Genomic DNA, 24,297 nt, shown 5'->3' on the forward strand with positions numbered 1-24,297 from the left:
GCGTAAAGTTTGGCGGCGATTGTACTGGTCTGGCTCTTTAAACGATAGGGTGATGACGTCTGCAATGCCGATTGGCGCAAACGCGGGACAGTTTTTCACAGTTCAAGGTTCACTATCGGTTACAAAGTGTGGCTAAAATGCCATCCATTCAACTCAGCGCCCTGTAATGGCGTGGGCTCAAGGACGTGCCATTTGTATTCAGACCGCTGCATAAGACGCGGGGCTAGAGCCGCCCGGCGCGCAGTTTGTTCATTTCTGACGTGTGACGATCTCCGTGAAACTCATCATTGCTGCTATTTATGTCATTTCGATTGCATACGTTCATCTTCGTGGCCGTGTGCGTCACAAACTGGGTCGGCAACTCAGCGACCATTCGTCTTTTCTTGCGCCGATCAATTGCTTCCTTTATCTGTTTTCGAAAAAGCCCAACAAGCCGTTTCTCGATCCAGCGGAATTTCCTGATCTGAGCCCCTTGCAGGCGCATTGGCAGGAGATCCGCGAAGAAGGCCAGAATCTGCTGCGTGCCGGTGAGATCAAACGCTCGAACCAGTATGACGATGTAGGCTTCAATTCCTTCTTCAAAACCGGCTGGAAACGCTTTTACCTGAAGTGGTACGGCGACAGCCACCCGTCGGCGATGAAACTGTGCCCGCGCACCACCGAACTGGTGCAGAGCATCGGCACCATCAAAGCGGCGATGTTTGCCGAGTTGCCGCCGGGGTCGAAACTGGTGCGTCATCGCGACCCCTACGCTGGGTCCTACCGTTATCACCTGGGCCTGGAAACGCCGAATGATGCCGGTTGCTACATCAACGTCGACGGCGAGAACTATCACTGGCGCGACGGCGAAGCGGTGATGTTCGACGAGACGTTCATTCATTACGCGGAAAACACTACCGACAAAAACCGCATCATCCTGTTCTGTGACATTGAGCGTCCGATGAAGTATCGCTGGGCGGCAGCGTTCAACAGCTGGTTCAGCCGTACCGTGATGTCAGCGGCAGGTGCGCCAAATGATGCGGGGGATAAAACGGGTGGAATCAACCGTTTGTTTACCAGGATCTACAAGATCCGTCTGCGCGGCAAAGAGCTGAAAAAGCGCAATCGCAAGCTGTATTACATGGAAAAGTGGGCGATCTTTGGTGGTTTGCTGGCGATCTTCATTCTGATCTGATTTTTGCGGCGCCTGGCGTGACGCCTTAGCGAGCAAGCTCGCTCCCACTGGATCTCGGTTGAATCCACTGTGGGAGCGAGCTTGCTCGCGAAGGGGCCTTAAAACGAACCAAGAAACTTCAGGACGCTTTCTTGGCCTTCTTCGCCGGCGCAGCTTTCGCCGGTTTCTCGGCCTTCGCTTTCGGCTTCGCCGGCGCTTTCCCACCCAGACTGCGTTTAAGCAGTTCGGTCAAATCGATCACATCAGCCGATTTACGCTCTTCCTCGCCACCCACCGTCTCGACGTCCTCGATTTTGCCTTCATGGGCCTTCTTCTCGACCAGCGCCATGATCTTGTCTTCAAACTCGTCGTTGTAATCCTCGGGCTTCCAGTCCGCGCTCATGTCCTGTACCAGCCGCTTGGCCATGTCCAGCTCACCTTTGGCCAGTTTCGGCTCGGTCACTTCACTGCCCAATTCGAGTTGATCGAGGCTGCGAACCTCCTGCGGCCAGCGCAGCTTCACCAACACCAACGCCGACTCCAACGGCATCAACGCCGCCAGGTATTGGCGTGTATGCAAGACCACGCGGGCGAGGGCGACCTTGTTGGTTTTGCTCAGGGTTTCGCGCAGCAACGCATAGACCTTGCCGCCACGCTTGTCGGGGGCCAGGTAATACGGCGTATCAATGTTCTGCAGCGGAATTTGCTCGGCATCGACAAAGGAAAAGATGTCGATGGTTTGCGTTGAAACCGGGTGCGCCGAGCGGATTTCCTCTTCGCTGAGCACCACATAGCGGCCCTTTTCATAAGCCACACCTTTGACGATGTGTTCCTTGGTGACTTCCTTGCCGGTCACCTTGTTCACGCGTTTATAGCCCACCGGATCCATGCTGCGACTGTCGAGCCAGTCGAAATCCACGCCTTGCGACGAAGTCGCCGAGACCAGCGCGACGGGGATGTGTACCAGTCCGAAACTGATCGCGCCTTTCCAGATTGCCCGAGCCATGGTGAGTTCTCCGAGTGATGATCAGGTGACCTGTGGCGCAGCGCGAAAGTTTCCAGGGATTGCGGCGGCTGCCCGTGACTCGGTCAAGCCGTGTTACATGTTGTTTAAGTGCTGTGACTTAACAAATCCGAACCCTCGGCGTAGCGTGGACTCGAAGGCTCCATCCCTGGCGCATCGAGAGGCCGCTCCATGAAACGAATTCTCTGGGTCATCGCTTTCCTGAGCTTCGGCGCGGGCTGGGCTCACGCGGACGAGCCGACTGCAACGCTGTTGCTCGCACAAAGTCCCACCGGCACCAGTAACAACCCTTACAACAGCCCGATCCGCCGGGCTAACCCCAACAGCATGCAGGGCACTCAACCCAGCAGTCCGCCCATGCGCGCTCCGAACACCGTGCCGACGCCACGTCAGCCCACGGTCGAAAACCGCGGCATTGGCAATGGCCATCCGATCCGATCGGTGCCGAGTACACCGCCAACCTTCATTCCCAACCCACCTTCGCGAAGCACCGGTACGACCCGTTGAACGGCAGGATTGATGCCTGCCAGTCTTTGAAACGAACAAAAGGAATCGTGAATGTTGCGTAAAACCCTTCTAGCCAGCCTGTGTGCGGGCGCGTTGATCAGCGTGCCGGCATTCGCCGCAGCGCCCAAAGAACTGCAAAGTGAACAGGGCACCCTTGAAGTCACCACCATCACACAAGGGCTCGAACACCCATGGGCGCTGGCGTTTCTGCCGGATCGCCAAGGCATGCTGGTGACCGAGCGCCCCGGCAATCTTCGGGTTGTCGGTGTCGATGGCAAGTTATCCGCGCCGATCACAGGAGTGCCGCAGGTCTGGGCCAAGGGGCAGGGCGGCTTGCTCGATGTGGCGTTGTCGCCGGACTTCAAGCAGGATCGGCTGGTGTACTTGTCTTACGCCGAGGGCGGTGGTGCCGGCGACAAGGCCGGAACAGCGGTGGGACGAGGGCGAATGTCGGACGACTTGAAGACACTCAAGGACTTCAAAGTGATTTTCCGTCAGGAGCCGAAGCTTTCGGTGGGCAATCACTTCGGCTCACGTCTGGTGTTCGACCGTGACGGTTATCTGTTCATCACCCTTGGCGAAAACAACGACCGGCCCACCGCGCAGGATCTCGACAAGCTGCAAGGCAAAGTCGTGCGCATCTACCCCGACGGCAAAGTGCCGGACGACAACCCCTTCGTCGGCCAGTCCGGTGTCCGTCCGGAGATCTGGTCCTACGGCCATCGCAACCCGCAGGGCGCCGCGCTTAATCCATGGACTGGCACGCTCTGGGAGAACGAACACGGGCCCCGTGGCGGCGACGAAGTGAATATCGTTGAGCGTGGCAAGAATTACGGCTGGCCGCTAGCGACCCATGGCATCAACTATTCGATGCTGGCCATTCCGGAAGCCCAGGGCAAAACCGTTGAAGGCACCGTCAGCCCGCATCATGTCTGGGAGAAATCACCCGGAGTCACGGGCATGGCGTTCTACGATGGCGATCGCTTCAAGCCATGGCAGCACAACGTGTTTATCGGTGCATTGGTCACGCAGGAATTGATCCGCCTGCAATTCGATGGCGACAAGGTCGTGCATGAGGAGCGTTTGCTTGGCGAACTGAAGCAGCGGATCAGAGATGTTCGGCAAGGGCCGGATGGTTATCTGTATGTGCTGACGGACGAAGAAAAGGGCTCACTGTACAAACTGGGCCTGAAATAATCATTTCCCACAGGGCGCTCGGATTTACTTTGGCATCGTCGCCAAGTCGAGAACCCTGTGGGAGCTGGCTTGCAGTCAATCACTCCACTTGAGCCACATTCGTCTCTTTGCGACGCTCCCGAACCCCGCGCACCACCAGATACAACAACGGCCCAATCGACACAAAAACCGCCGTCAGCAACAAATAAGGCACTACCGACCAAACCGTCTGCCCGCGAGAGCGCGCATCCTTGACCATCCACACTCCAGCCAGAGTCGCCAACAGGTACAAGTCGATCACCACCTGTGCCGTATCCGGGCGGGACATCAGGCTGATGCCAAAATCAATCAACGATTGTTCAGCCTGGAGCATCACTGAAACCGTGTAACCGGTAAACGCAAGCAGGGCCGTAAGAGGCAGGGCGACAGACATCATGCATTCCTTCCTTGAAGTGATGAGCAGAATCGCCAGCCTACAGCCGTCGAGCGAAATTGACCATTGACTTGCCCGCCGCGCTCAGGCTAATTTTCAGCCCATGACTTTCACCGTATTGCGCTGCCAGCCAAGCATTATTACCGCCATTCCTCATTTGGCGGGCTAGCTCACGACTGCAGCACCCAACCCGCCCTAGAGGCGGGTTTTTACTTTCTGTCTCCGGGGTTCTGAACAAAAACGTCAGGAGACGACCATGCCGTACACCGCCGACCAGCAAACCCTGCTTGAGCACTATGTAAAGAAGATCCTGGCTGCGCCGGTGTATGACATTGCCGTGCGTACACCGTTGCAAGCGGCGCCAGCACTGTCTGAAGCGCTGGGTAACCGGATCTTGCTTAAACGCGAAGACCTGCAGCCGACGTTCTCCTTCAAGATTCGCGGTGCTTACAACAAACTCGTCCAACTGAGTGACGAGCAGAAAGCACGCGGGGTGATCACCGCATCCGCCGGCAATCATGCGCAAGGTGTGGCATTGGCGGCACGCGAACTGGGCATCGGCGCCACGATTGTCATGCCTTCCACGACACCCGAGTTGAAAGTCATTGGCGTGCGCAGTCGCGGCGCCGAAGCGTTGTTGCACGGCGAAAGCTTTCCGTTTGCCCTGTCCCATGCCCTGCAATTGGCCGAGCAGACTGGACGCACCTTCGTGTCACCTTTCGATGATCCTGAGGTGATTGCCGGGCAGGGTACGGTGGCCATGGAAATTCTGCGTCAGCATCAAGGCGCCCTGGATGCGATCTTCATTCCAGTGGGCGGTGGCGGTTTGATCGCGGGCATCGCGGCGTACATCAAATACCTGCGTCCCGAAGTACGGATCGTTGGCGTGGAGTCCGAGCATTCGGCGTGTCTTAAAGCCGCCATGGAGGCTGATCAACGCGTGGTGCTGCCCAATGTCGGCACATTCGCCGACGGTGTGGCGGTGGCGCAGATTGGCGCATTCGGATTTGAGGTGTGCCGCTTCTGCGTGGACGAGGTGATCACTGTCAGCAACGACGACCTCTGCGCGGCGATCAAGAACATCTACGACGATACCCGCTCGATTACCGAGCCTTCCGGTGCTCTGGCGGTTGCCGGAATCAAGCAGTACGTGACGCGGACCGGCGCTCGCGATCAAACCTTCGTTGCCATCGACTCGGGCGCCAATATCAACTTCGACAGCCTGCGCCATGTCGCCGAGCGCGCGGCGGCATGCGGCGCACCGGCGTAGGTGAATTATTGCTGAAGTGCGGTGCCGACTTTGTCCGAGGCTGACCAAATGCGATAACGCACTTCAACGTCCGAGGGTGCGTACACCACGACGGGCAATTTGCTGTTGTAACGCAGCATGAAGCCATCGCCGACGACGGGTACAAAGGCGCGTTTCTTCTGGCTACCAGGCGGGCAGGCCATCATCGTGCTCATCGGGCCGATGACTTTTTCCAGGCGATAGAACGGATAGCCCCAGCCCTCGAGATTTTTTTCATCGAGCACGCCGCCCAGACGTTGACGGTTGCAATCCACCTCAAGGGTTTTGCCGGCGAGGATTTCAACCTGGAAGTTCTCTTCCTGCTCTTGTTTGGGCAGGTGGATGACCAGGCGGCTGAAACCGGCTTCGGCTTTCGGAAACGGTGCGACGTCTTCGAGCTTGGCCGCATTGGCGAGATTGGACAGGCTGGCGATGATCAGGCCGGTGGTCGCGTAGACGCGTAAAGAACCCATGGGTGCCTCCGTGCGGGTGTAGGGTGAGTGAGCGGCATTCTTACTGTCATGGTAGATGATTGCAAACCGCTGTCGACTTGCAAATTGCAGTGCTGCAAAGGGTTGATCTTGCATTTTGCAAATAGCAAAACGCTGGCAACTTCGCCAAGTGCTTGATTTTTCGAGGGTCAAAATCAACCGATGAGAGGCACGTTTTATGCGTTGTTTTAGTGCGGCGCACCGGGTTTGTGCGCCTACACTCCAATGGGCATTTCGCAGTACAACCGCTTGTCGCACCCAGGGAAACAGCGGGGATACACCCGTGCAGGGGCTGCAACGGTCAGCGTGAATACTTGATTGGCAATCTCACAGTAAGGAGAGGGTTCGCCATGTTTCTGTCTGCCTTGGAACTACGCAATATCATTGAAAGCAGTTTTCTGCCTAAACGCTGCCAGTGCACGTTGTCGCCGGATCTGTCGATGACCGTCAAAGTGTTCGGCGATCATCAAACCGATCAGGTCGATTTACTGGTCAGTGGAATCGACGCCAGCCACCTCAATGGCTGTCGTGAAATAAACGAACTGATCGCAGGGTTGCGATCGGACCTGAACAAGCAGACTGCGCAACAGCACTACAGTCCGCGATCCAGAGCCGTTTAACGCACCGTTTCACCCAGTTCGACCGTCACGCGCCGGGCCTGCACAAAACCAAGGCCCAGCGCGAACTCGACCAGCACCGCGAGCAAAATCCCGGGGCCGGCATGACCGTTGAGCCACTCCGCAAAACCCAACACCGCCAAACCGAAACAACCAACGATAAAGCCGTTGCTCAGCGCATTGCGGCCCAGCGACGGCGGCGCGTTGCGCACCAGATAAAACATCAACCCCAACGCTGCAAACAGGACCGCACTGCGCCGCGCGACAAACCCGGCACCCTCTGAATACTCGATGCTCCAGATTGCCAAGATCATTTCGGGGACAAATCCCCAGCCCAATGCGAGCAGAAAACAAAGGGACGCGGTAATACCCGACAACGTGCGAAACGACAACTGCATGGCCAATCCTTGCGGCAGTGAAGAGGGCCCCGAGCATAACCGCCGAAACCCTCCACGCCTACCGCAAACCGGCAAATCAGAGCTTTCTGTCAGTTCTGGTAGCTGCACGCGTCAGACAATTTCCGATAGCTGATTTCTCCAGGCTTACCGTTATCGTCGATGTACTTCATGTCGGCTGTGATCACCTTGCAGTCCAGAGTGGGCGGCTCGGTCAACGCCACCACTTTTGCCACATGCAACGGCATGCCGTACTCATAAGGCACCGCTTTGGAGGTGGCGGACGTGTCATTGGCCTGGGCCAGCCCGGCAAATGCAGTGCAGGCGAGGGCGGCGCTGAGCAATAAAGGACGAATGTTCATGAAAGGACTCCCGAGTGTCGGTTCTAGAGTTCGGCGTGATTCAGCCGAACCTGCCGCACTGGGCGACAGCCAGGATGGCTGAGGGCGTGCGGTTCAGTACATTTTTTGACCACAGCGTTAAGCGATGGTTAACCGAGCTGAACGCCGGCTGTCAGGGAGTGGGGTGGTTTTCTTCGGAAGGTTTGGCGAATTCCTACAAAGGCCGGTGCCTTGTCTGCTTTCGGCGGGTAGAGCGGGGCGGTTATTGTCGGTTGCCGCTGCAAAATCAGTGGTTCGGGTTTGGTCACCTGAGAATAGTCGATTGCATATGTAACTGCCGACGCAGGATGGGAATGATTTGCTGCAGGTGGCGAAGCAGCGGATGCTGGATTGAAAGACGCCGGCTTAAAGTCTGAGCACAGGATGGAAGAGGCGTCGCGCGCGACTCCCCCCTGTTCAATTACCAAGAACCATACGGCACGCCAAACTTTTCAACGTAGGCCTTGGAAACATCTGAAAGTGAATCGTACTGACCATCGGACTTGCCTTCGTACGGACCTCGGGGGTCTACTTCAGCCTTGATACTTGCGATCTCGATTGGCGTCATACAAGGCCCACCAACCCAGACTTTAGCGATACCACCAGGTACTAGCCGCACGGCAATTGATTGACGATAACCAGTGATCCATTTTCCGTCAGCTGCGCAAAATGCTTTTTCTTCTTTGCGCATCAGCTCTCGAGTTGATTCAGATATATCAATTTCCATTTTGTAGGTCTGGGGCTCTACCAACGACTGCCACCGTACGAAGATTTTTTTCGGCAAGTCTGCGCCGGTCACATATTTGCCGCTTCCAATACCAATTCTCTTCGGCCAGCCGCGTGGGTCGCCGGAGTTGTTGGGGGGCGTTTGTAATGAGGCCACTCCGCTCATTGCCCGTCTGAAAACTTGGCCTTGAACATCGATTATATCCGCTGTCTCTATCCAGACTTCCATGTAATCGGGGGCAGAAAAACCCAGATGCCATGATTTATAAGGCAACGGTTCGCTATTGACAGAGGCACAGCTAATGGCCAACAGGGCTGCGAGAGTGAAGCGTATAAATCTATGCATTTAGATCTACCCTACGCAAAAAATACGCTTTCATGCTCACACGGATATTGGTCCAAATTAGCCAAAAGGGGACGTCGATTTGGACGTCCCCCTATTCAGAGTGCCGTACCCTTGAGTGGTGGCACATTCGTACTATGTTACGCGGTCCTCAACTTAGCGCTGTTCGCTTGAGGGATCATGGCAATTTGAACCTCGACAGTGTTTTCTTTCTTCGCCATCCAGCGCTCAACATTCTGATCATGTTCCGGCGCTTGGATGGAAGAACCGTAGATATCTTCTGGCGCGAGTTTGAGAAAGGTAAGCGTGTGAAGGCGCTGCCGAGAGGTATCAAGTCGTCCGATTTCGGCCCTTAATACATTTACCTGCTGCTGAGCTTCTCGACGGTCGGATTGGTAGGATTGGCTCAACTCAATCTCTTTGGACTTCAATCGATCCTGCATTTCCTGCAGCTCGTAGTAGATCTGATCGTATTCAGTTTTTGTCAAAACCGTACGACCGCTTTCCTGGGTTTGCTGCCAGCGGCGCAACGTAGCCCAAGCGTTGGGAATATACGAATCAATCATAAAGTGATGTTTCATTTGGAACAGCTGTTGAATAAACAGGGCACGGTCAGGCAGATCTCCAAATTTTTTCACAGCCCTTGTACAGGCTGCTTCTTCGATGGATTCGCAGCCTGGATTCCAGAGAATTGACGAGTGTTCGCGACCTTTGAATTGCACCGGCATGAAATGGTGCAAAGCACCTTGGTGTTCGTAGGGAGACCCGCCCGTACGTGTTAGCCCCAAAGCAAAGATCAGAGCTCCTATCGGTGCAGTAATAAAGCTCAGGGCTACACCAGACATCCAGACACTTTTTCGAGTGTTCATCCATGGTGCTGGCACACTTGGAATCGGATCGTTGTCGTTGACCATACGATGGTGCGCTAAGGCAGCAGCGCCTTGTACGAAGTCTGCATCGCCTGCTCTTGGGGAGCCGTAGGTGTAGAGCAAGACGTCGTATTTATTAGTGCCTTGTCTAAGCGCTTCGGCGAGCAAGGTTGCAATGGCGCCTCCCAGGCTATGACCGCAAATAATAACTTTCTGATCAATATGGAATCTGTTGAGGTAAGTTTGAATGAAAGTATTGATTGCTTCGTAGGCCAAGTAGAAACCTTGGTGAGCTTTTCCGACGCCAACCTTGACAGGAATTTGCTCTGCATCAGCGTCCCGAAGAAAATCCACCCCCTCTAAAGTTCCGCGTATAGATATAAGAATAATTTCGTCGTGATGTGTAATGAAACCTTGAGTGTTGGTTCCACTTTCCTCTTCGGTATCATCAAAGAAATGCAGCTTCGCAGGGTGCTCCTGTTTAGTGCCGAGCTCTGGTTTGTTTTGGTCATATAGAGCCGGATCGAATGGCAGTATTTCGAAACGTTTCGAGTACGGCACGTCTTCGTAAAGTGGATAATAAGCAGTGGGCTGTTGCGGGTCGATTTTCCCTAATTCTTTATAACAAGCCATACCCTCTCCGAACATATTTCCAACGGTGGCGTCGAGAGGAAAAGACACTGTGTCGGTGATTGGATTTTTATCGGGGGATTGGCCAAAATTTCGATAGCTAAGAGCTGCAAATAATGACAATTGATACAAGTTCAAGGCGCTGAATTTGTTGTCTTTGGATAGCATCGGTCGAAATGCTCGAAGAGGTCTTACTTCGAGAACCGAATGTTTGTTCGGTAGCAGCGCAATGCCTTGAAGCAGCGACTCGTCGGGACCAAAGCCCAAATCTCCCATAATCTTGAGCAGGCTGAAATTGGGAGGATATTTTCTTGGGGAGTAAGGCGGCAGGTGTGCTGACTTGCTGACCAGATCTCTGACTTCAATTTGAAAAAACTGATCAGCTTTTTCCTTGGCCGGATTTTTTTCTACGCGCGCGCCATCCTTCCGAATAAACCGCGTGTTTTCAGCTTTCACTTGCAACTCGGAAATTGGCAGCGGATAGCTTTCTCGCTGGGTAAGAGCTTTATAAAAAGCTTCGGCCCCTTGGTACGGTTCGTCTATCGTGAGGACGACAGGCCCTTGGTAATGGTTGACGACTTTCGCTGAACCATCGGGTCCGAGTACACCGGAATATGTTTGATGGGCACTGTCCTGAAGAGCGTAAGACAAGCCAGCATAAGGTTTCCCATCGCCATTCTCGTCGACTAATTGAAAACTAATCCAGTCGCCACGCAAAGGGCATGCTTCAGATTTTCCATTGAGTAAGGGATCGCAAGGTGTCTGCAATGGCATCAAAAAATATCCTTATTCATTACAGGTCGGGTAAACGGTGCAACTCCGCCCGTCGGGCATCTTGAACGGCTTGAAGTCAGTAGTATTGCCATTGCAGAAGGCATATGGGTCGTCCAAGCTTTTACCCATGCAACGCTTCCATCCTTGTGGAAATTTGACCCAGTTATCACCCATGTAAGGACGTTCCTCTTCTTTGACGACGAAAGAAACGTTCAACGTCTTTCCATGTAGTTGGGATCGTTTTAAAGGTCCCTTTGCTACAGCACCAATAGTCTGTTCCGGTGTTGCCTTAGCGGTGCACTTGAGAATTTTGGCGATAATCCGATCTGGCCCCATCGTACGAAACAACCATTCACACTCTCGTTGCAGAGTGGTCGGCGTAGGAAGTTCCAGGTTGTCAGCCGCACCCTCCTCAAAAGCGATTCCTGTGTGGTCTCTTCCGACTTGATCAAATCCGGATGCATACTTGGCATCAACTTCATAATCAAAGCTGTCTAAAACTAAAGGGCAGCCTCCTTCCACGCTACTCAACGGGACTTGAAAATGCGCAGTCTCTGCCTTTTCGCTGAACTCTTGCTTGAAGAACTTGAAACCTGGATGATCTCGTCCTTTCTTTGCAGGAACACTGCAAGTTTCTCCGGCCCGGGGTACATATTGTGCCTCGCCTCTAATTTTGAATCCTGGAGGAAGCTCAGTAACGAGAGTAAAACTTTCCTGCTGCGCAACTGAGCAGCCTGTCACACTAATCGCCCCCAGACCGATCAGCAGGCTACGGACAAATCCAGTGAAAATTTTGTGGTACCGCATTCGATACTCCTTGTCCGGCGTAAGCTTCGAGCGTGCCGCGCTCTATTAAGATTGTTCTCAACCACGAGCCAATTCGTTTGATTGCGTTGCGAAAAAACGCTCGCATCTTCCGTAATGCTGATCCGGTGTCTCTCCCGGCAGGGGCTCCCAAGCGACATCCTGTACGCACTGAGCGTCTAGGCGCAGGGTCAACATGAACTGCCGCTGTTCCGGAATACTCCATTGCCAAGCTTCGAGCAGGTCAATCTGTTCTTCGAGCCATTCGAGGATGCCGCGGGTTTCCGAAAGCTTCGCGGCGGCTTCGGCGTGATACACCAGCAACCAGCGTTTCAGGTTAGTGCTCAAGATTTCGCGGGTGCGTTCTGGTGGGGTGGGGACTTGTAACCACGGTGCGGGATTCGGCACCGCATACATTCCTGGCTTGCTGTTATCTGCGCTTTGCCATTGATCCTCATCCCAATACAGCACGCTGCTGATGGGCCCGAGTAGCAGCGGCCATTCACTCTCCTTCATATTGCCGAGGCAACGAGCAAGGGCGCGGTTGTCCTGGAAGCGGAACAGCGAGCGTTCACCATCTTCGTCGATGACCATGCGTGCGATCCAATGCTGCGTCAGGCTGTCGAGATCAGGCTTGTCCATGCTGCCGATCCAGCCCCAGTTGCGCTGTGGGTCGTCCAGCAGTTTTCGAAACTCTTCATTGCCTGAGTTCTGCAGTTCAGCCAGCCACGGGCTGATGGCAGCGAACTGAGCGAACTCGGTGCGGCGGTAGAGCTGCACAGAGCGCTGCATGACTCCGGCGCTGTACAGCGGAGTGACCGGATTGGGCTCGGCAAGGCTGTCGACGATCAGGATCAGTACGCGATTGAGCCGTGCCTGTTCACCTAGCCAATTGTTAAGGGTATCGCTCATGCGGTGGCTCCCAGATCACATTTCCCCTCACGGCAGGCTTCGCAGATCGGGCAGCGGATATCGCCAGCTGCACGAGCCGCTTTGGCCATGGCCATTTGCACGGCGGCAGGAACGAGTAGAGCGCCGGCCTTGTCTTTCGCGGCAGCCCATGGAATGACCGGTTCGAGAATGGCGATACCCGTACCCGCGCCCGGAGCACCACCCGAGTTTGTTTTCACCTCGGCACCGCTAATGGTCACACCACCCGCATCAACCTTCACAAAACTCCCACCAGCCTTGGCCGTGAGCTCCATCGCGCCTTCGACCACAACCTTCTCGCCAGCGTGGTAGTGAATCTCGGTCCCCGCCTCAACAAACTGCGCAGTCCCGACCTTCAAATGCTGCGTCACACCCACCGTCAGGTGATCATTCGCGCGCATCTCGCTGATTCGATCCAGATGGGTAATCCGGTGTTCTTCAACCTTGAACTCGCTCAGCGTGTTGGCTTCAACGGTGTCATGCCGTTCGTTGCCGACACGGATTTTCTGGTCGTGCTCGATGTTTTCATCCCAGTCGCGCTGGGCGTGGATGTAGATCTGTTCGACGCCTTTCTTGTCTTCGATGCGGAATTCGTTGTAACCCTTGCCGCCCGGTGAACTCAGGGTCTTGAAGGTGCTGCGGGTTTTGTTCGCCGGCAGGTCGTAGGGGACGACGTTTTCCTTGTGGTACAGGCATCCGGTGACCAGCGGCTGGTCGGGATCGCCTTCGAGGAAGGTGACGAGGACTTCCATGCCGATCCGCGGAATGGCGATGCCGCCGTAAGCCGCGCCGGCCCAGCCGCTGGCGACGCGCATCCAGCAGGTGGTTTTGTCGTTGGACTGACCTTCGCGGTCCCAGTGGAATTGCACTTTGATGCGCCCGTATTGGTCGCAGTGGATTTCTTCGCCTGCGGGGCCGGTGACGACGGCGGTCTGGCTGCCGAGGACTTTCGGTTTCGGGTGTTCAAGGGCAGGGCGGTAGTGCGCGTCCCACGGCGTGGCGAGGAAGCTGTTGCGATAGCCTTGGTGGAAATCGCTTTTGTTGTCGGTGACGTCGCTGGTGACGTTTTCGCCGAGCACTTGCGGTTGTTTGCCTTCGTGGAAGACTTCCAGCAGCAGCCACAGATCGTTCCACTCGCCGCGCGGGTGCTCGGCGAGGGTGAGGAAATGGCCGCTGGTCAGGGTTGGCTCGTCACCTTTGCCCTCGGCGAGTTTGTAGTCGCTGCGATGGCGTTCGAGGGCGCGAGTGGAGAGGAATTTGCCGCGCTCGCGGGTGGTGAAACGGCCGGGGTAGTCGTAGTCCTCAAGATCCGGGGCGAAGTCGGATTTGACTGCGCCTTCGGGGAGGATCTTCGGTTTTTCGAAGTCGTAATCGCGGCGAGAAACGCGGGTGGTGCGGGTTTCCAGGCGCAGGTTGAAGCGCTTGATCACCGGTTTGTCGGCGCTCATGCCGGAATCTTGCTGGTAAATAACCGGTTTCAACTTTCGGAAAACCGTCTGGTCATCGCCGAACACCAGTTTGTGCCCGCTGCTGCTGTGCTGGAAGTGGAAATGGATGCCTTCCTCTTCGCACAAGCGCTGAATGAAGTGCAGGTCGGACTCGTCGTACTGCACGCAGTAATCGCGTGCCGGGTATTCGGCGCCGAGCTGGAAGTCGTAGGCGTCGGCCAGAATGCCGCGATCCTCAAGCACCTGCCCGATGATTTGCGGCACCGTCAGTTGCTGAAAAATCTGCTGATCGTGGTTGTGGCGCAGGTAGGCGAGTTGCGGCACCAGGCTGATGCTGTAGCGGGTCAGGGTCTTGCCGGAATCGCCTTGCTCGATGCGATAGACCAGGCCGTGGATCGTGCCTTCGCCGGTGGCGCCGAAGGTCAGCACGCCGGGTTTGTGCAGGAGTTCTTCGAGTTTCAGGTCGGGGCGGGCGCTGACCAGTTCGAGGTCGAAACGGAACGGTTCGTTGAGGGCTTCGCGACCGGTGAAGCTGAGGACTTGCAGGTCGGCGTTGGCGCCTTCGAGCGTGAGGGTAATGTGGGTTGCGTTGGCGTCCAGCATGCCTTGAATTCCGTCCGTTGAATAAGCAGGGGGCGGATGTTGCAGGATTAAGCCGCCTCGTTCAAGGCGCAAAAGCCGTATGCATGGGCAACAGGTGGTATAGGGAAAACCCCTAGATGGCGCGTTTCGCCCAATGAAATCGGGCATTTGATAAAGTCTGAAGGCTGCCTGTGACGATCATTCCTACAAGCGTGGATTGAGGAATCGCCAGTCAGATTCAGACTAAAGTCGCCTGTAGCACGTCAAAGCCATCTGCCATCATTGTCATTCACCCCCGCGTGGTTCTCTTCCTCCCGGCTTATCAATGAGCTGGGACGGGAGCTATTTTTCGTTTGTTGCGCGCTTGCGCAAACGCTGCAATGTTGGAGTTTTTCATGCGTCCCCCATTTCCCCTCATCACCCCGCGCCAGTCGTTTGGCTTCGGAGCCTTTGTGCTGTGCGCAGGTTTTACCGCACAGGTTCAGGCCAGCGGATTTCTTGAAGACACCACGGCGAAAATCGAATCGCGCACGGTGTATTTCAACCGCGATTTCCGTGATGGGCACACCTCAAGCGATCAGGGCGCTTCCAAGCGGGAAGAGTCGGCACAGGGCTTTATTCTCAACCTGCAATCGGGCTACACCGAAGGCACGGTCGGCTTTGGCATTGATGCACTGGGCATGCTCGGCTTCCAGCTCGATTCCAGCCCGGATCGCAGCAACAGCGGCTTGCTGCCATCGAGTGGTGAAAACCCGCGCGGCTCGAAAGGTCAGTACGCGAAAATGGGCGTCACGGCGAAAGTGAAAGTCTCGGACACGGTACTGAGGTACGGCGCGCTGTTGCCTGATCTGCCGCTGTTGAAATACAACGACGGCCGTCTGCTGCCGACCATGTTCAACGGTGCCATGTTGACCTCTAAAGAGGTAAAAGACCTGACCTTCATGGCCGCGCGCCTCGACAAGTACACCGCACGCGACTCCACCGATTCGCAAGACATCCGCGTGCACTGCAAGAACAAGCGCTACGCCTGCAACACCACCGCCGATCATTTCGACATGTACGGCTTCGACTACAAGATCAATGACCGCCTGACCGGGCAATATCACTACGCCGAGCTGGAAGACATTTATCGCCAGCATTTCGTAGGTCTGTTGGCCAATCAGCCAATGGGCGGCGGCGTATTGAAAGCCGATCTGCGCGTGCTGAAAAGCGCCGACAGTGGCGACGCGAAAGCTGGCTCCATCGATAACCGTGCCTTGAGCGGCATGCTGTCCTATGCGCATAGCGGGCACACCTTCAGCGCCGGTTGGCAGCGCATGAACGGCGACAACTCGATGCCGTACCTCGATGGCAGCAATCCGTATCTGGTCAACTATGTGCAGGTCAACGACTTTGCCGCCGCGCAGGAACGTTCGTGGCAACTACGTTATGACTACGACTTCAAAGCCATCGGCATCAATGGTTTGAGCTTCCTCACGCGCTATGTGAACGGTGACCACATCAAGGTACTGGGCAGTGATCAGGAAGGGAAAGAGTGGGAACGCGACAGCGAACTGAAGTATGTGATTCAGACGGGGACCTTCAAGGATGTGAGCGTGCGCTTGCGCAATGCGACGTATCGCACCAACTACGAGAAGTTTGCGCGGGATGTGGATGAGACTCGGCTGATTGTGAGTTACAACTTTTCGGTGTTGTAAGGCATGCAGTTTTAGCGCCTGATCCATTGCTATCGCCAGCAGGGCTGGCTCCCACAGGAGATCTTGGAACGCCGAAGATCTCCTGCGGGAGCTAGCCCTGCCAGCGATAGCGGTCTTATGTTCGCCCTTACAACCAATGCCAGAACCGGCTCCAGAACCCGCGATTCAAATCCTCTTTGCACCCGGCATACTGCTGCGCATACATGTCCGAACGATTCTGCACTTTGCGCGCCGTTGGCATCAGCCACGCCTTGCTGGCGTAGGTCTTGTTGCGGAACCCGCCCCAGCCTTCGTGGTAGTTCAGGTATTGGTTAAAGGCGTCGTACTTGTAGACGCCGTTGATCGAATAGGTCTTGTCCATGTACCAGCCAACGAAATCGATAGCGTCATCGAAGTCTTCGCGATCGGCCCAGTTACGCCCGGTGCTCTTCTGGTAATCAGCCCAGACTTCATCCTTGGCTTGCGCATAGCCCGAGGCGGTGGACACACGGCCCCACGGGATCACCCAAAGCAGATATTTGCGCGGGGTCTTGGCGTCGTAGCGATAGCCGGATTCCTGATACATGATCGCGAACGGCACCTGAATCGGCACGCCCCAGCGTTTTTGCGTGACCTGTGCGGCGTCGTACCAGTCGCTTTTCTCGCGAAAAATCTCGCAGATGTCTTCCGGCGAACGGGGCGGCGAGGTGCCGCACCCGGTCAGTAGCGTTGCCAGTGTCAGTAGTCCCAGCGTCTGCCCGTATTTCAAAAGCCGTTATCCCGTCGTGCGCAAAAAGGCCGACAGTCTACGGCTTAGCTCAATTGGTGACGATAGGGCAGATCCGGACCGGTTTTGCTGCAGGTCAGCGCAGCGGCTTGTACCGCGAACTTGAGCATGCTATCGATCTGTTCGCGAGCGAGTTGCTGCACGCCTTCTATCGAATCCAGACCTTGTTCGGTCAACCAGGTAATCAGCGCCGCCTGGAAGGTATCGCCGGCGCCGACGGTGTCAGCGATCTTCACCGCAGCGGCCGGCACAGACCATGCGCCATGGTTGCGGCTGAACACGGTCGCGCCGTCGCCACCACGGGTGAGAAAAACCAGTTGGCAGCGATGTTCGAGCCAGCCTTCGATCACGTTTCGTGGATCCTGCTCGGGGTAGAGCAGGCTCAAGTCTTCGTCGCTGACCTTGATCAGATCCGCCAGTTGCACCAGCGTGGCAATACGCTCGCGCCACAGGTCGATGTTCGGTTCGGGATTGAGGCGTACGTTCGGATCGAGGCTGATCAGGCGTTTGCCGCTTTCGCGCTGGACCAGTGCCAGCAGGGTGTCACCGATCGGCTGCACCACCAGCGAGAACGAGCCAATGTGCAAACCACGCACCTCAGGGCCAAGCGGCGGCAGATGCGCGAGGCTCAGTTGCCGATCCGCACAACCTTCACCGCGAAAGCTGTAGTGCGGCGAACCATTGGCGCCGACTGCAACCATCGCTAGCGTGGTCGGTGCGGCGAAGTCCACCAGATAGTCCGGGCGCACACCTTCAGTCTGTAGCACTCGCTGCAAGCGGCGGCCGAGGTAGTCGTTGGACAGACCGCCGAACAGCGCCGAGTCCACGCCCAAACGACGCAAACCCACGGCGACATTGAACGGCGAACCGCCGGCAATCGCCTTGAAATTCACTTTCGAGGCCAGACCGCTGGCATCGTCTTCGCTGAAGAAATCAAACAGGGCTTCGCCACACACCAGGTACATAGTTGTTTGCTCTTTATAGGGTTGCGACATGCTGTTGATAGCGTTCATAAGCCTGCTGGAACGCCGCGACATTGGCGGCGATCGGCAGGGTTTCACTGCTCAAATCGAGCTTGACGCAGCGCTGGCACAGATCGGCAAGTGTGTCTTCGTGGCCGTTCGACCAGGATTTGCACCACGCTGCCTGAATCGCTGCGCCGAGGGCTGCGGCTTCGCTTTGCTCGGTGCAGATGACCGGGGTGTTCATGATGTCGGCGACGATCTGCCGCCATACCGCACTTTTCGAACCGCCGCCAATCAAGCAAATGCTGCGGCTTTGTAAACCATTCTGCCGGAGTAAATCCAGCCCAAAGCGCAAACCGAACGTGGTGCCTTCGACGGCGGCGCGGCACAGATTGGCCTGGGTCAGATTGTCCAGCGTCAAACCGTGGAGGCTACCGGTGGCATGGGGCAGGGCAGGCACCCGTTCGCCGTTGAAGAACGGCAGCAGGCTCACGCCTTGGGCGCCGATGGGGGATTGCGCGACGAGGTGGTTGAACTGATCCAGATCGAGGTTGAACAGTTCGCGAATCGCGCCGGTGGCGTTGGTCAGGTTCATCGTGCAGATCAGCGGCAACCAGCCGCCGCTGGACGAACAGAACGTCGCCACCGAGGCATCCGGACTGACTTTCGGCACCTCGCTGTACGCGTACACCGTGCCGGAGGAGCCGAGGCTCATGGTGATCGCGCCGGGTTGAATATTGCCAGTGCCGATCGCGCCCATCATGTTGTCACCGCCACCGCTCGACACCCGCGCGTTGGGGTTGATGCCGAGGTGTTCGGCAATCGCCGGCAGAATCGTGCCGACGCTTTCGTGGGCATCAATCAGCTCCGGCAATGCTGCTTGCAGGCGTCCGCTGGCATCGATATCGCGCAGCAACTGCAAGTCCCACTGGCGGGTGCGCACGTTGAAATAGCCGGTGCCGGAGGCGTCGCCATATTCGCTGCAGGCGCGGCCGGTCAGCCAGAAGTTGAGGTAGTCGTGGGGCAGCAGGATCCGGGCGATGCGCGAGAAGACGACCGGGTGTTGTTCTTTGGTCCATAGCAGTTTGGACACGGTGTAGCCGGGTGCGATGACCACGCCCAAGCGATCAAGCGAACCTTTTTCACCGCCGAGATGAGCCAGCAGTCGGTCGTTTTCAGGTGACGTTTCGGTGTCGCACCAGAGTTTGGCAGGGCGGAGAACCTCGCCTTGATCGTCGAGCAAAACCAAGCCGTGTTGCTGGCCGGACACGCCGATACCGAGGATGGATTGGCCGTCGACATCGGCTGCCAGCAACGCGTCGCGGGTGGCAAGCGCGAAGGCGTCCAGCCATTGCTGGGTGTCTTGCTCGCGCCGGCCATTGGCGCCGCTGTTCATCGTGTGCGCAGCGGCGCCCTGGCCGAGGACTTCGCCGTTGGCGGCGTCGAGGATGATCGCTTTGGTGCCTTGGGTGCCGCAGTCGATGCCGAGGAAGAGTTGTCGGGTTGTCATGAGGACTCCACAAGCTGATCGTTCCCACGCTTAGCGTGGGAATGCCTCAATGGACGCTCTGCGTCCGCTGTTGAATGGGACGCGGAGCGTCCCGGGCTGCATTCCCACGCAGAGCGTGGGAACGATCAGGCTGCCAATATTTTTTCCAAAGTGCGCGTCACACCCTCTTCGCGCAAGCTGTTGCAGCACCATTCAAACGCCGCCACAAACTCCGCCGAACGCGGGATCGCCGTGCCGAAAATCTCCTCAACCGCCAGCAACCGCTCAGTGATCAGCGCATCATCCGCCACCAGCGCCTGGCAAAATGTCGCCCGAGGATCGGGGATCGAATAGGTATCGCCGTTCTCATCCACACCCTTCAAATACAACGCCCAAGCGGCCACCACCAGCGCGGCACGCTTGGTCTCGCGGCCATCGGCAATCAACCGGTTGATCGTCGGAATGGTGAACTTGGGAAACTTCGACGAACCGTCCGAACACACCCGTTCAAGCTGATCGGCAATCGCCTGATTGGAGAACCTTGCGACCAGCGTGTTCTTGTACTCGGTCAAATCGATACCCGGAACTGGCGCCAGTTGCGGCGTGACGTCCAGATCCATATAAGCGCGCATGTAACGCACGAACAGCGGGTCATTCATGGTCTCGTGAACAAACCGATAGCCCTTCAAAAAGCCCAGATACGTCAGCGCCAGATGGCTGCCGTTGAGCAGTTTGATCTTCATCTCTTCATACGGTGAAACGTCGTCGGTGAACTGCACGCCGACCTTTTCCCAGGCCGGGCGGCCGTTGACGAATTTGTCTTCCAGCACCCATTGCACAAACGGTTCGCACACCACCGGCCAGGCATCGTCGACGCCGTGCTTGTCGGCCAGTTGCAGGCGATGCGCGGTGCTGGTCATCGGCGTGATGCGGTCGACCATGGCGTTGGGGAAACTGACGTTGGCATCGATCCAGCTGCACAGATTGCTATTGCGCAAAGAGGCAAACGCCAGCAGTGCCTTACGGGTCACTGCGCCGTTATGCGGCAGGTTATCGCAAGACATCACGGTAAACGCCGGAATGCCCGCCGCCCGGCGTTTTTCCAGGGCTGCACACAAAAAGCCGAACACGGTTTTCGGCGCATCGGGATTCGCCAGATCATGTTGAATCTGCGGCAAGTGCGCCATGAATTCGCCGTTGCTGTCATCGATGCAGTAACCGCCCTCGGTGATGGTCAGCGAAACGATGCGAATCTGTGGATCGGCGAGTTTGTCGATCAACGCCTGAGCGCCGTCCTCGGCCAGCAGCATGTCGCGAATCGCGCCGATCACGCGCACTTCGGTGTCGTCGCTGTCACCGAGTTCGAACAGGGTGAACAGGTAATCCTGTTCCTTGAGATCGTCGCGGGCGCGGCGGTCTTCGGCACGCAGACCGACCCCGCAGATCGCCCAGTCGAGGGCTTCGCCGGTGTTCATCAGCGCGTCGGTGTAATACGCCTGATGCGCGCGGTGGAAGCCGCCGACGCCAATGTGCGCAATGCCTTGGCGGGTATCGCTGAGGCTGTAGGCCGGCAGTTTCACTTCCGCCGCCAGGCCATGGAGATTCTGTTGGTTGAGTTTCATTGGGCAAGTCTCTTCAAATCAGGCCGCAGCACGCAGCGGACGGGTCAACGCCACGCCTTCGGCATCGAATAAATGGCAGTGAGCCGCATCCAGATGCAGGCTCAGTTGTTCGCCGTAACGGCTGGCCAGATCACCACGCACGCGCATGGTTAGGGCTTCGCCGGCACTGGTCTTGACGTGGCAGAAGGTGTCGCTGCCGAGGCGCTCGCTGACGTCAGCGGTGACTTGCAGCGAGCAATCGCCCGGTTGCGCCAGTTCCAGATGTTCCGGGCGAATGCCCAGGGTCACGGCGCTGCCGACACTCAGGTTGGTGGTATTGAAGGGCAGGGTGATGCGCGTGCCGGCGTCCAGCGAGACTTCGCAGCTCTGGCCATCGACGCGGGCGATCTTGCCCTTGAGGAAGCCCATTTTCGGTGTGCCGAGGAATCCGGCGACGAACAGGTTCGCGGGGTTGTGATACAGGTCCAGGGGTGAGCCGACTTGCTCGATCTTGCCGCCATTGAGCACCACGACTTTGTCGGCCATGGTCATCGCTTCGACTTGATCGTGGGTCACGTAGATCATCGTCGCTTGCAGGTCCTTGTGCAGGCGCAGCAGTTCCAGACGCATCTGCACGCGCAGCGCGGCGTCGAGGTTGGACAGCGGTTCGTCGAACAGGAAGATTTTCGGATTGCGCACAATGGCGCGGCCAATCGCCACGCGCTGACGCTGGCCGCCGGAGAGCTGTTTTGGCTTGCGCTCAAGCATCGGGCCGAGCTCTAGAATGCGCGCGGCCTCGCCGACTTTTTTCTCGACTTCGGCTTTCGGAACACCGGCCAGGTCGAGGGCGAACGACATGTTCTTCTTCACCGTCATGTGCGGATACAGCGCGTAGGTCTGGAACACCATCGCCAGATCGCGTTTGGCCGGGCTGACCTCTGTGATGTCGCGGCCATCGAGTTCGATGGTGCCGCCGCTGACTTCTTCGAGGCCGGCGATCAATCGCAGCAGGGTGGATTTGCCGCAACCGGACGGGCCGACGAAGACCACGAACTCCTTGTCATTCACCTCAAGGTCGATGCCTTTGATGATGGAGAAACCTTCGAAGCCTTTTTGCAGATTCTTGATTTTCAGGTTGGCCATGATGATGGGCCTCCGCATTGTTGTTTTTTTAAGATCAAAAGATCGCAGCCTGCGGCAGCTCCTACAGGAGAGATATGCCGATACGACATTCCGTGTAGGAGCTGCCGAAGGCTGCGATCTTTTGCTTTTCAATGTTCATTTCACGGCGCCAAACGAGAGGCCGCGCACCAGTTGTTTCTGGCTGATCCAGCCGAAAATCAGAATCGGCGCACACGCCAGGGTCGAGACCGCCGACAACTTGGCCCAGAACAATCCCTCGGGACTTGAGTAGGAGGCGATCAACGCGGTCAGTGGCGCGGCTTTCGACGAGGTCAGGTTCAGCGACCAGAACGCCTCGTTCCAGCACAGGATCAGCGACAGCAGCACGGTCGAGGCGAGGCCACCCTTGGCGATCGGCAGCAGCACCCGGACCATTTCCTGCCACAGCGTCGCGCCGTCGAGACGGGCGGCTTCGAGGATGTCTTTGGGGATGTCTTTGAAGTAGGTGTAAATCATCCAGACCACGATCGGCAGGTTGATCAGCGTGTAGATCACGATCAGCGCGATGCGCGTATCGAGCAGACCAAAGCTCTTCGCCAGCAGGTAGATCGGCATCAGCACGCCCACCGGTGGCAGCATTTTGGTCGAGAGCATCCACAGCAGCGTGCCTTTGGTGCGCTGGGTTTCGTAGAACGCCATGGAGTAAGCGGCGGGCACTGCGATCAACAGGCACAACGCTGTGGCGCTGAAGGAAATCACCACCGAGTTCCAGGCAAAACTGAAGTAATCGCTGCGCTCGTTGATGTGCAGGTAGTTCTCCAGCGTCGGCGCGAAGATGAACTGCGGCGGCGTGGCGAACGCGTCAATTTCGGTCTTGAAACTGGTCATCACCATCCAGAAGATCGGAAAGAAAATCACGATCGCGATGGCCCAGGCCAAGGTGCCGAGCAGCAGACTTTGCAGCCGGCGGGATTGTTGGAGAGTCATGGCAGGCCTCAGGCTTTGTCAGTCAGGTTTTTGCCGATCATCCGCACCAGAATGATCGCCGCGATGTTGGCGATGACCACGGCAATCAAGCCGCCCGCCGAAGCCATGCCGACGTCGAACTGCACCAGCGCCTGGTTGTAGATGAGGTAAGCGAGGTTGGTCGAGGCGTAGCCGGGGCCACCGTTGGTGGTGGTGAAAATCTCGGCGAACACCGACAGCAGGAAGATCGTTTCGATCATCACCACCACGGCAATCGGCCGCGCCAGGTGCGGCAAGGTCAGGTGCCAGAAAATCGCGATCGGCCCGGCACCGTCGAGGCGCGCGGCTTCTTTCTGTTCCTGGTCGAGGGACTGCATGGCGGTCATCAGGATCAGGATCGCGAAGGGCAGCCATTGCCACGAAACAATGATGATGATCGACAGCAGCGGGTAGTGCGCCAGCCAGTCCACCGGTTGTGCGCCGAACAACTTCCAGATGTAGGCGAGGATCCCCGAGACGGGATGGAAAATCAGGTTCTTCCAGATCAGCGCACCGACGGTCGGCATGATGAAGAACGGCGAGATCAGCATGACCCGCACGATGCCACGCCCGAGGAATTCGCTGGCTTCAAGCAAGGCACTGATTAGCACGCCGAACACCACGCTGATCAGCAACACGCTGCCGACCAGTAACAAGGTGTTTGTGGCGCCGGGCAGGAAACCCGAGTCGGTCAGAAAGTAGCTGAAGTTTTCCAGCCCGACGAACTGGTTTTCCCCGGGATACAGCAGGTTGTAGCGGATCAGCGAAAAGTAGATGGTCATGCCCAGCGGCACGATCATCCACAGCAGCAACAAGGCCACGGAAGGGCTGACCAGAAACCAGCCGGGGTTGCGTACGCGAACCTTGCGCGCAGGTGGCGACAGGTCGAGGTGGGCTTTGGCAGTTGAAGTATTCATGGTGATCACAACCAATTGGGTGCAGAAACATGTTCAGGAGAGACAACATTCCTGACATCGGCGCGGACCGCTGTGGGAGCGGGCTTGCCCGCGATGGCCATGGTGCAGCCGACATTCATGTCGAATGTGTCGGCCTCATCGCTGGCAAGCCAGCTCCCACAGGTT

The 24,297-nt window shown here is 56.9% G+C and carries 22 protein-coding genes and 1 pseudogene; 6 read left to right on the plus strand and 17 right to left on the minus strand.

All coding sequences use genetic code 11. The features are described from left to right. Positions 1-274 precede the first annotated feature (274 nt). Positions 275-1,174 (plus strand): lipid A hydroxylase LpxO, encoded by a 900-nt coding sequence (gene lpxO, locus AC3Y64_RS13175; RefSeq protein WP_489987792.1) that lies wholly within the window; start codon positions 275-277, stop codon positions 1,172-1,174. Positions 1,175-1,292: 118 nt separating this feature from the next. Here the strand turns inward: lpxO and ku are convergent, their stop codons facing one another. Continuing rightward, a complete protein-coding gene (gene ku / locus AC3Y64_RS13180) occupies positions 1,293-2,159 on the minus strand; it encodes a non-homologous end joining protein Ku (protein WP_489987793.1) in 867 nt (288 codons plus the stop codon). Between the two features lie 189 nt (positions 2,160-2,348). Here ku and AC3Y64_RS13185 point away from each other — a divergent pair, with 189 nt between their 5' ends. Both AC3Y64_RS13185 and AC3Y64_RS13190 read left to right on the plus strand, forming a co-directional pair. Next, positions 2,349-2,684, plus strand: a complete 336-nt coding sequence (locus tag AC3Y64_RS13185) for a hypothetical protein (protein WP_489987794.1) — start codon at positions 2,349-2,351, stop codon at positions 2,682-2,684. A gap of 51 nt (positions 2,685-2,735) precedes the next feature. Next, complete coding sequence (locus tag AC3Y64_RS13190; RefSeq protein WP_489987795.1) at positions 2,736-3,881, plus strand: PQQ-dependent sugar dehydrogenase; 1,146 nt, start codon at positions 2,736-2,738, stop codon at positions 3,879-3,881. Positions 3,882-3,960: 79 nt separating this feature from the next. Here AC3Y64_RS13190 and AC3Y64_RS13195 read toward each other — a convergent pair whose 3' ends face one another. Next, a complete protein-coding gene (locus tag AC3Y64_RS13195; protein ID WP_489987796.1) occupies positions 3,961-4,296 on the minus strand; it encodes a DUF2834 domain-containing protein in 336 nt (111 codons plus the stop codon). Positions 4,297-4,549: 253 nt separating this feature from the next. Here AC3Y64_RS13195 and ilvA point away from each other — a divergent pair. Further along, a pseudogene (ilvA, locus tag AC3Y64_RS13200) lies at positions 4,550-5,539 on the plus strand (threonine ammonia-lyase, biosynthetic); the annotation flags it as partial. A gap of 29 nt (positions 5,540-5,568) precedes the next feature. On the opposite strand, the gene eco reads toward ilvA, so the two are convergent. Continuing rightward, complete coding sequence (gene eco, locus AC3Y64_RS13205) at positions 5,569-6,054, minus strand: serine protease inhibitor ecotin (protein ID WP_489987797.1); 486 nt, start codon at positions 6,052-6,054, stop codon at positions 5,569-5,571. A gap of 368 nt (positions 6,055-6,422) precedes the next feature. Here eco and AC3Y64_RS13210 point away from each other — a divergent pair, with 368 nt between their 5' ends. Continuing rightward, complete coding sequence (locus AC3Y64_RS13210) at positions 6,423-6,692, plus strand: DUF1652 domain-containing protein (RefSeq protein ID WP_122595853.1); 270 nt, start codon at positions 6,423-6,425, stop codon at positions 6,690-6,692. On the opposite strand, the gene AC3Y64_RS13215 is transcribed toward AC3Y64_RS13210, so the two are convergent. The 7 genes from AC3Y64_RS13215 to AC3Y64_RS13245 form a co-directional block, all read right to left on the minus strand. Further along, positions 6,689-7,087, minus strand: a complete 399-nt coding sequence (locus tag AC3Y64_RS13215; protein ID WP_489987798.1) for a hypothetical protein — start codon at positions 7,085-7,087, stop codon at positions 6,689-6,691. The two genes, AC3Y64_RS13210 and AC3Y64_RS13215, sit on opposite strands and share 4 nt — an antisense overlap. Positions 7,088-7,176: 89 nt before the next feature. Further along, positions 7,177-7,446 carry a DUF2790 domain-containing protein gene (locus AC3Y64_RS13220; RefSeq protein WP_489987799.1) on the minus strand — a complete coding sequence of 90 codons (270 nt, stop codon included), beginning with the start codon at positions 7,444-7,446 and terminating at the stop codon, positions 7,177-7,179. A 439-nt stretch (positions 7,447-7,885) separates the two neighbouring features. Then, entirely contained in the window at positions 7,886-8,536 is a 651-nt protein-coding gene (locus AC3Y64_RS13225; RefSeq protein WP_489987800.1) for a DUF2931 family protein, read from the minus strand. Positions 8,537-8,673: 137 nt separating this feature from the next. Further along, on the minus strand, positions 8,674-10,806 hold the full coding sequence (locus AC3Y64_RS13230; RefSeq protein WP_489987801.1) for a lipase family protein: 2,133 nt from the start codon (positions 10,804-10,806) through the stop codon (positions 8,674-8,676). Between the two features lie 12 nt (positions 10,807-10,818). Continuing rightward, a complete protein-coding gene (locus tag AC3Y64_RS13235; RefSeq protein WP_489987802.1) occupies positions 10,819-11,613 on the minus strand; it encodes a hypothetical protein in 795 nt (264 codons plus the stop codon). A gap of 57 nt (positions 11,614-11,670) precedes the next feature. Next, positions 11,671-12,522 carry a DUF4123 domain-containing protein gene (locus tag AC3Y64_RS13240; protein WP_489987803.1) on the minus strand — a complete coding sequence of 284 codons (852 nt, stop codon included), beginning with the start codon at positions 12,520-12,522 and terminating at the stop codon, positions 11,671-11,673. Beyond that, complete coding sequence (locus AC3Y64_RS13245; protein ID WP_489987804.1) at positions 12,519-14,591, minus strand: type VI secretion system Vgr family protein; 2,073 nt, start codon at positions 14,589-14,591, stop codon at positions 12,519-12,521. The genes AC3Y64_RS13240 and AC3Y64_RS13245 overlap by 4 nt, the downstream gene beginning before the upstream one ends. A gap of 374 nt (positions 14,592-14,965) precedes the next feature. Here AC3Y64_RS13245 and AC3Y64_RS13250 point away from each other — a divergent pair, with 374 nt between their 5' ends. Beyond that, positions 14,966-16,267 carry an OprD family porin gene (locus tag AC3Y64_RS13250; RefSeq protein ID WP_489987805.1) on the plus strand — a complete coding sequence of 434 codons (1,302 nt, stop codon included), beginning with the start codon at positions 14,966-14,968 and terminating at the stop codon, positions 16,265-16,267. A gap of 127 nt (positions 16,268-16,394) precedes the next feature. Here the strand turns inward: AC3Y64_RS13250 and AC3Y64_RS13255 are convergent, their stop codons facing one another. From AC3Y64_RS13255 to AC3Y64_RS13285, 7 genes are all read right to left on the minus strand, one after another. Continuing rightward, positions 16,395-17,015 carry a transglycosylase SLT domain-containing protein gene (locus AC3Y64_RS13255; RefSeq protein WP_489987806.1) on the minus strand — a complete coding sequence of 207 codons (621 nt, stop codon included), beginning with the start codon at positions 17,013-17,015 and terminating at the stop codon, positions 16,395-16,397. Positions 17,016-17,059: 44 nt separating this feature from the next. After that, the gene (locus AC3Y64_RS13260; protein WP_489987807.1) at positions 17,060-17,998 is read right to left on the minus strand and encodes a carbohydrate kinase family protein; all 939 of its coding nucleotides are present in this window, start codon (positions 17,996-17,998) and stop codon (positions 17,060-17,062) included. A 13-nt stretch (positions 17,999-18,011) separates the two neighbouring features. After that, positions 18,012-19,508 carry a xylulokinase gene (gene xylB, locus AC3Y64_RS13265; protein ID WP_489987808.1) on the minus strand — a complete coding sequence of 499 codons (1,497 nt, stop codon included), beginning with the start codon at positions 19,506-19,508 and terminating at the stop codon, positions 18,012-18,014. A 125-nt stretch (positions 19,509-19,633) separates the two neighbouring features. Next, entirely contained in the window at positions 19,634-21,109 is a 1,476-nt protein-coding gene (locus tag AC3Y64_RS13270; RefSeq protein WP_489987809.1) for a mannitol dehydrogenase family protein, read from the minus strand. An 18-nt stretch (positions 21,110-21,127) separates the two neighbouring features. After that, a complete protein-coding gene (locus AC3Y64_RS13275) occupies positions 21,128-22,231 on the minus strand; it encodes an ABC transporter ATP-binding protein (RefSeq protein ID WP_489987810.1) in 1,104 nt (367 codons plus the stop codon). Positions 22,232-22,366: 135 nt separating this feature from the next. After that, the gene (locus AC3Y64_RS13280) at positions 22,367-23,197 is read right to left on the minus strand and encodes a carbohydrate ABC transporter permease (RefSeq protein WP_489987811.1); all 831 of its coding nucleotides are present in this window, start codon (positions 23,195-23,197) and stop codon (positions 22,367-22,369) included. A gap of 8 nt (positions 23,198-23,205) precedes the next feature. Further along, on the minus strand, positions 23,206-24,132 hold the full coding sequence (locus AC3Y64_RS13285; protein ID WP_489987812.1) for a carbohydrate ABC transporter permease: 927 nt from the start codon (positions 24,130-24,132) through the stop codon (positions 23,206-23,208). Between the last annotated feature and the right edge of the window lie 165 nt (positions 24,133-24,297).

It is taken from the genome of Pseudomonas sp. 4CAES_32.4, assembly GCF_058136335.1.

Bases quoted from the DNA above. Each gene is read 5' to 3' on its own strand.
- ku (WP_489987793.1), bottom strand. From the start codon at position 2,159: ATGGCTCGGGCAATCTGGAAAGGCGCGATCAGTTTCGGACTGGTACAC.
- AC3Y64_RS13185 (WP_489987794.1), top strand. From the start codon at position 2,349: ATGAAACGAATTCTCTGGGTCATCGCTTTCCTGAGCTTCGGCGCGGGC.
- AC3Y64_RS13190 (WP_489987795.1), top strand. From the start codon at position 2,736: ATGTTGCGTAAAACCCTTCTAGCCAGCCTGTGTGCGGGCGCGTTGATC.
- AC3Y64_RS13195 (WP_489987796.1), bottom strand. From the start codon at position 4,296: ATGATGTCTGTCGCCCTGCCTCTTACGGCCCTGCTTGCGTTTACCGGT.
- eco (WP_489987797.1), bottom strand. From the start codon at position 6,054: ATGGGTTCTTTACGCGTCTACGCGACCACCGGCCTGATCATCGCCAGC.
- AC3Y64_RS13210 (WP_122595853.1), top strand. From the start codon at position 6,423: ATGTTTCTGTCTGCCTTGGAACTACGCAATATCATTGAAAGCAGTTTT.
- AC3Y64_RS13215 (WP_489987798.1), bottom strand. From the start codon at position 7,087: ATGCAGTTGTCGTTTCGCACGTTGTCGGGTATTACCGCGTCCCTTTGT.
- AC3Y64_RS13220 (WP_489987799.1), bottom strand. From the start codon at position 7,446: ATGAACATTCGTCCTTTATTGCTCAGCGCCGCCCTCGCCTGCACTGCA.
- AC3Y64_RS13225 (WP_489987800.1), bottom strand. From the start codon at position 8,536: ATGCATAGATTTATACGCTTCACTCTCGCAGCCCTGTTGGCCATTAGC.
- AC3Y64_RS13230 (WP_489987801.1), bottom strand. From the start codon at position 10,806: ATGCCATTGCAGACACCTTGCGATCCCTTACTCAATGGAAAATCTGAA.
- AC3Y64_RS13235 (WP_489987802.1), bottom strand. From the start codon at position 11,613: ATGCGGTACCACAAAATTTTCACTGGATTTGTCCGTAGCCTGCTGATC.
- AC3Y64_RS13240 (WP_489987803.1), bottom strand. From the start codon at position 12,522: ATGAGCGATACCCTTAACAATTGGCTAGGTGAACAGGCACGGCTCAAT.
- AC3Y64_RS13245 (WP_489987804.1), bottom strand. From the start codon at position 14,591: ATGCTGGACGCCAACGCAACCCACATTACCCTCACGCTCGAAGGCGCC.
- AC3Y64_RS13250 (WP_489987805.1), top strand. From the start codon at position 14,966: ATGCGTCCCCCATTTCCCCTCATCACCCCGCGCCAGTCGTTTGGCTTC.
- AC3Y64_RS13260 (WP_489987807.1), bottom strand. From the start codon at position 17,998: ATGTACCTGGTGTGTGGCGAAGCCCTGTTTGATTTCTTCAGCGAAGAC.
- xylB (WP_489987808.1), bottom strand. From the start codon at position 19,508: ATGACAACCCGACAACTCTTCCTCGGCATCGACTGCGGCACCCAAGGC.
- AC3Y64_RS13270 (WP_489987809.1), bottom strand. From the start codon at position 21,109: ATGAAACTCAACCAACAGAATCTCCATGGCCTGGCGGCGGAAGTGAAA.
- AC3Y64_RS13275 (WP_489987810.1), bottom strand. From the start codon at position 22,231: ATGGCCAACCTGAAAATCAAGAATCTGCAAAAAGGCTTCGAAGGTTTC.
- AC3Y64_RS13280 (WP_489987811.1), bottom strand. From the start codon at position 23,197: ATGACTCTCCAACAATCCCGCCGGCTGCAAAGTCTGCTGCTCGGCACC.
- AC3Y64_RS13285 (WP_489987812.1), bottom strand. From the start codon at position 24,132: ATGAATACTTCAACTGCCAAAGCCCACCTCGACCTGTCGCCACCTGCG.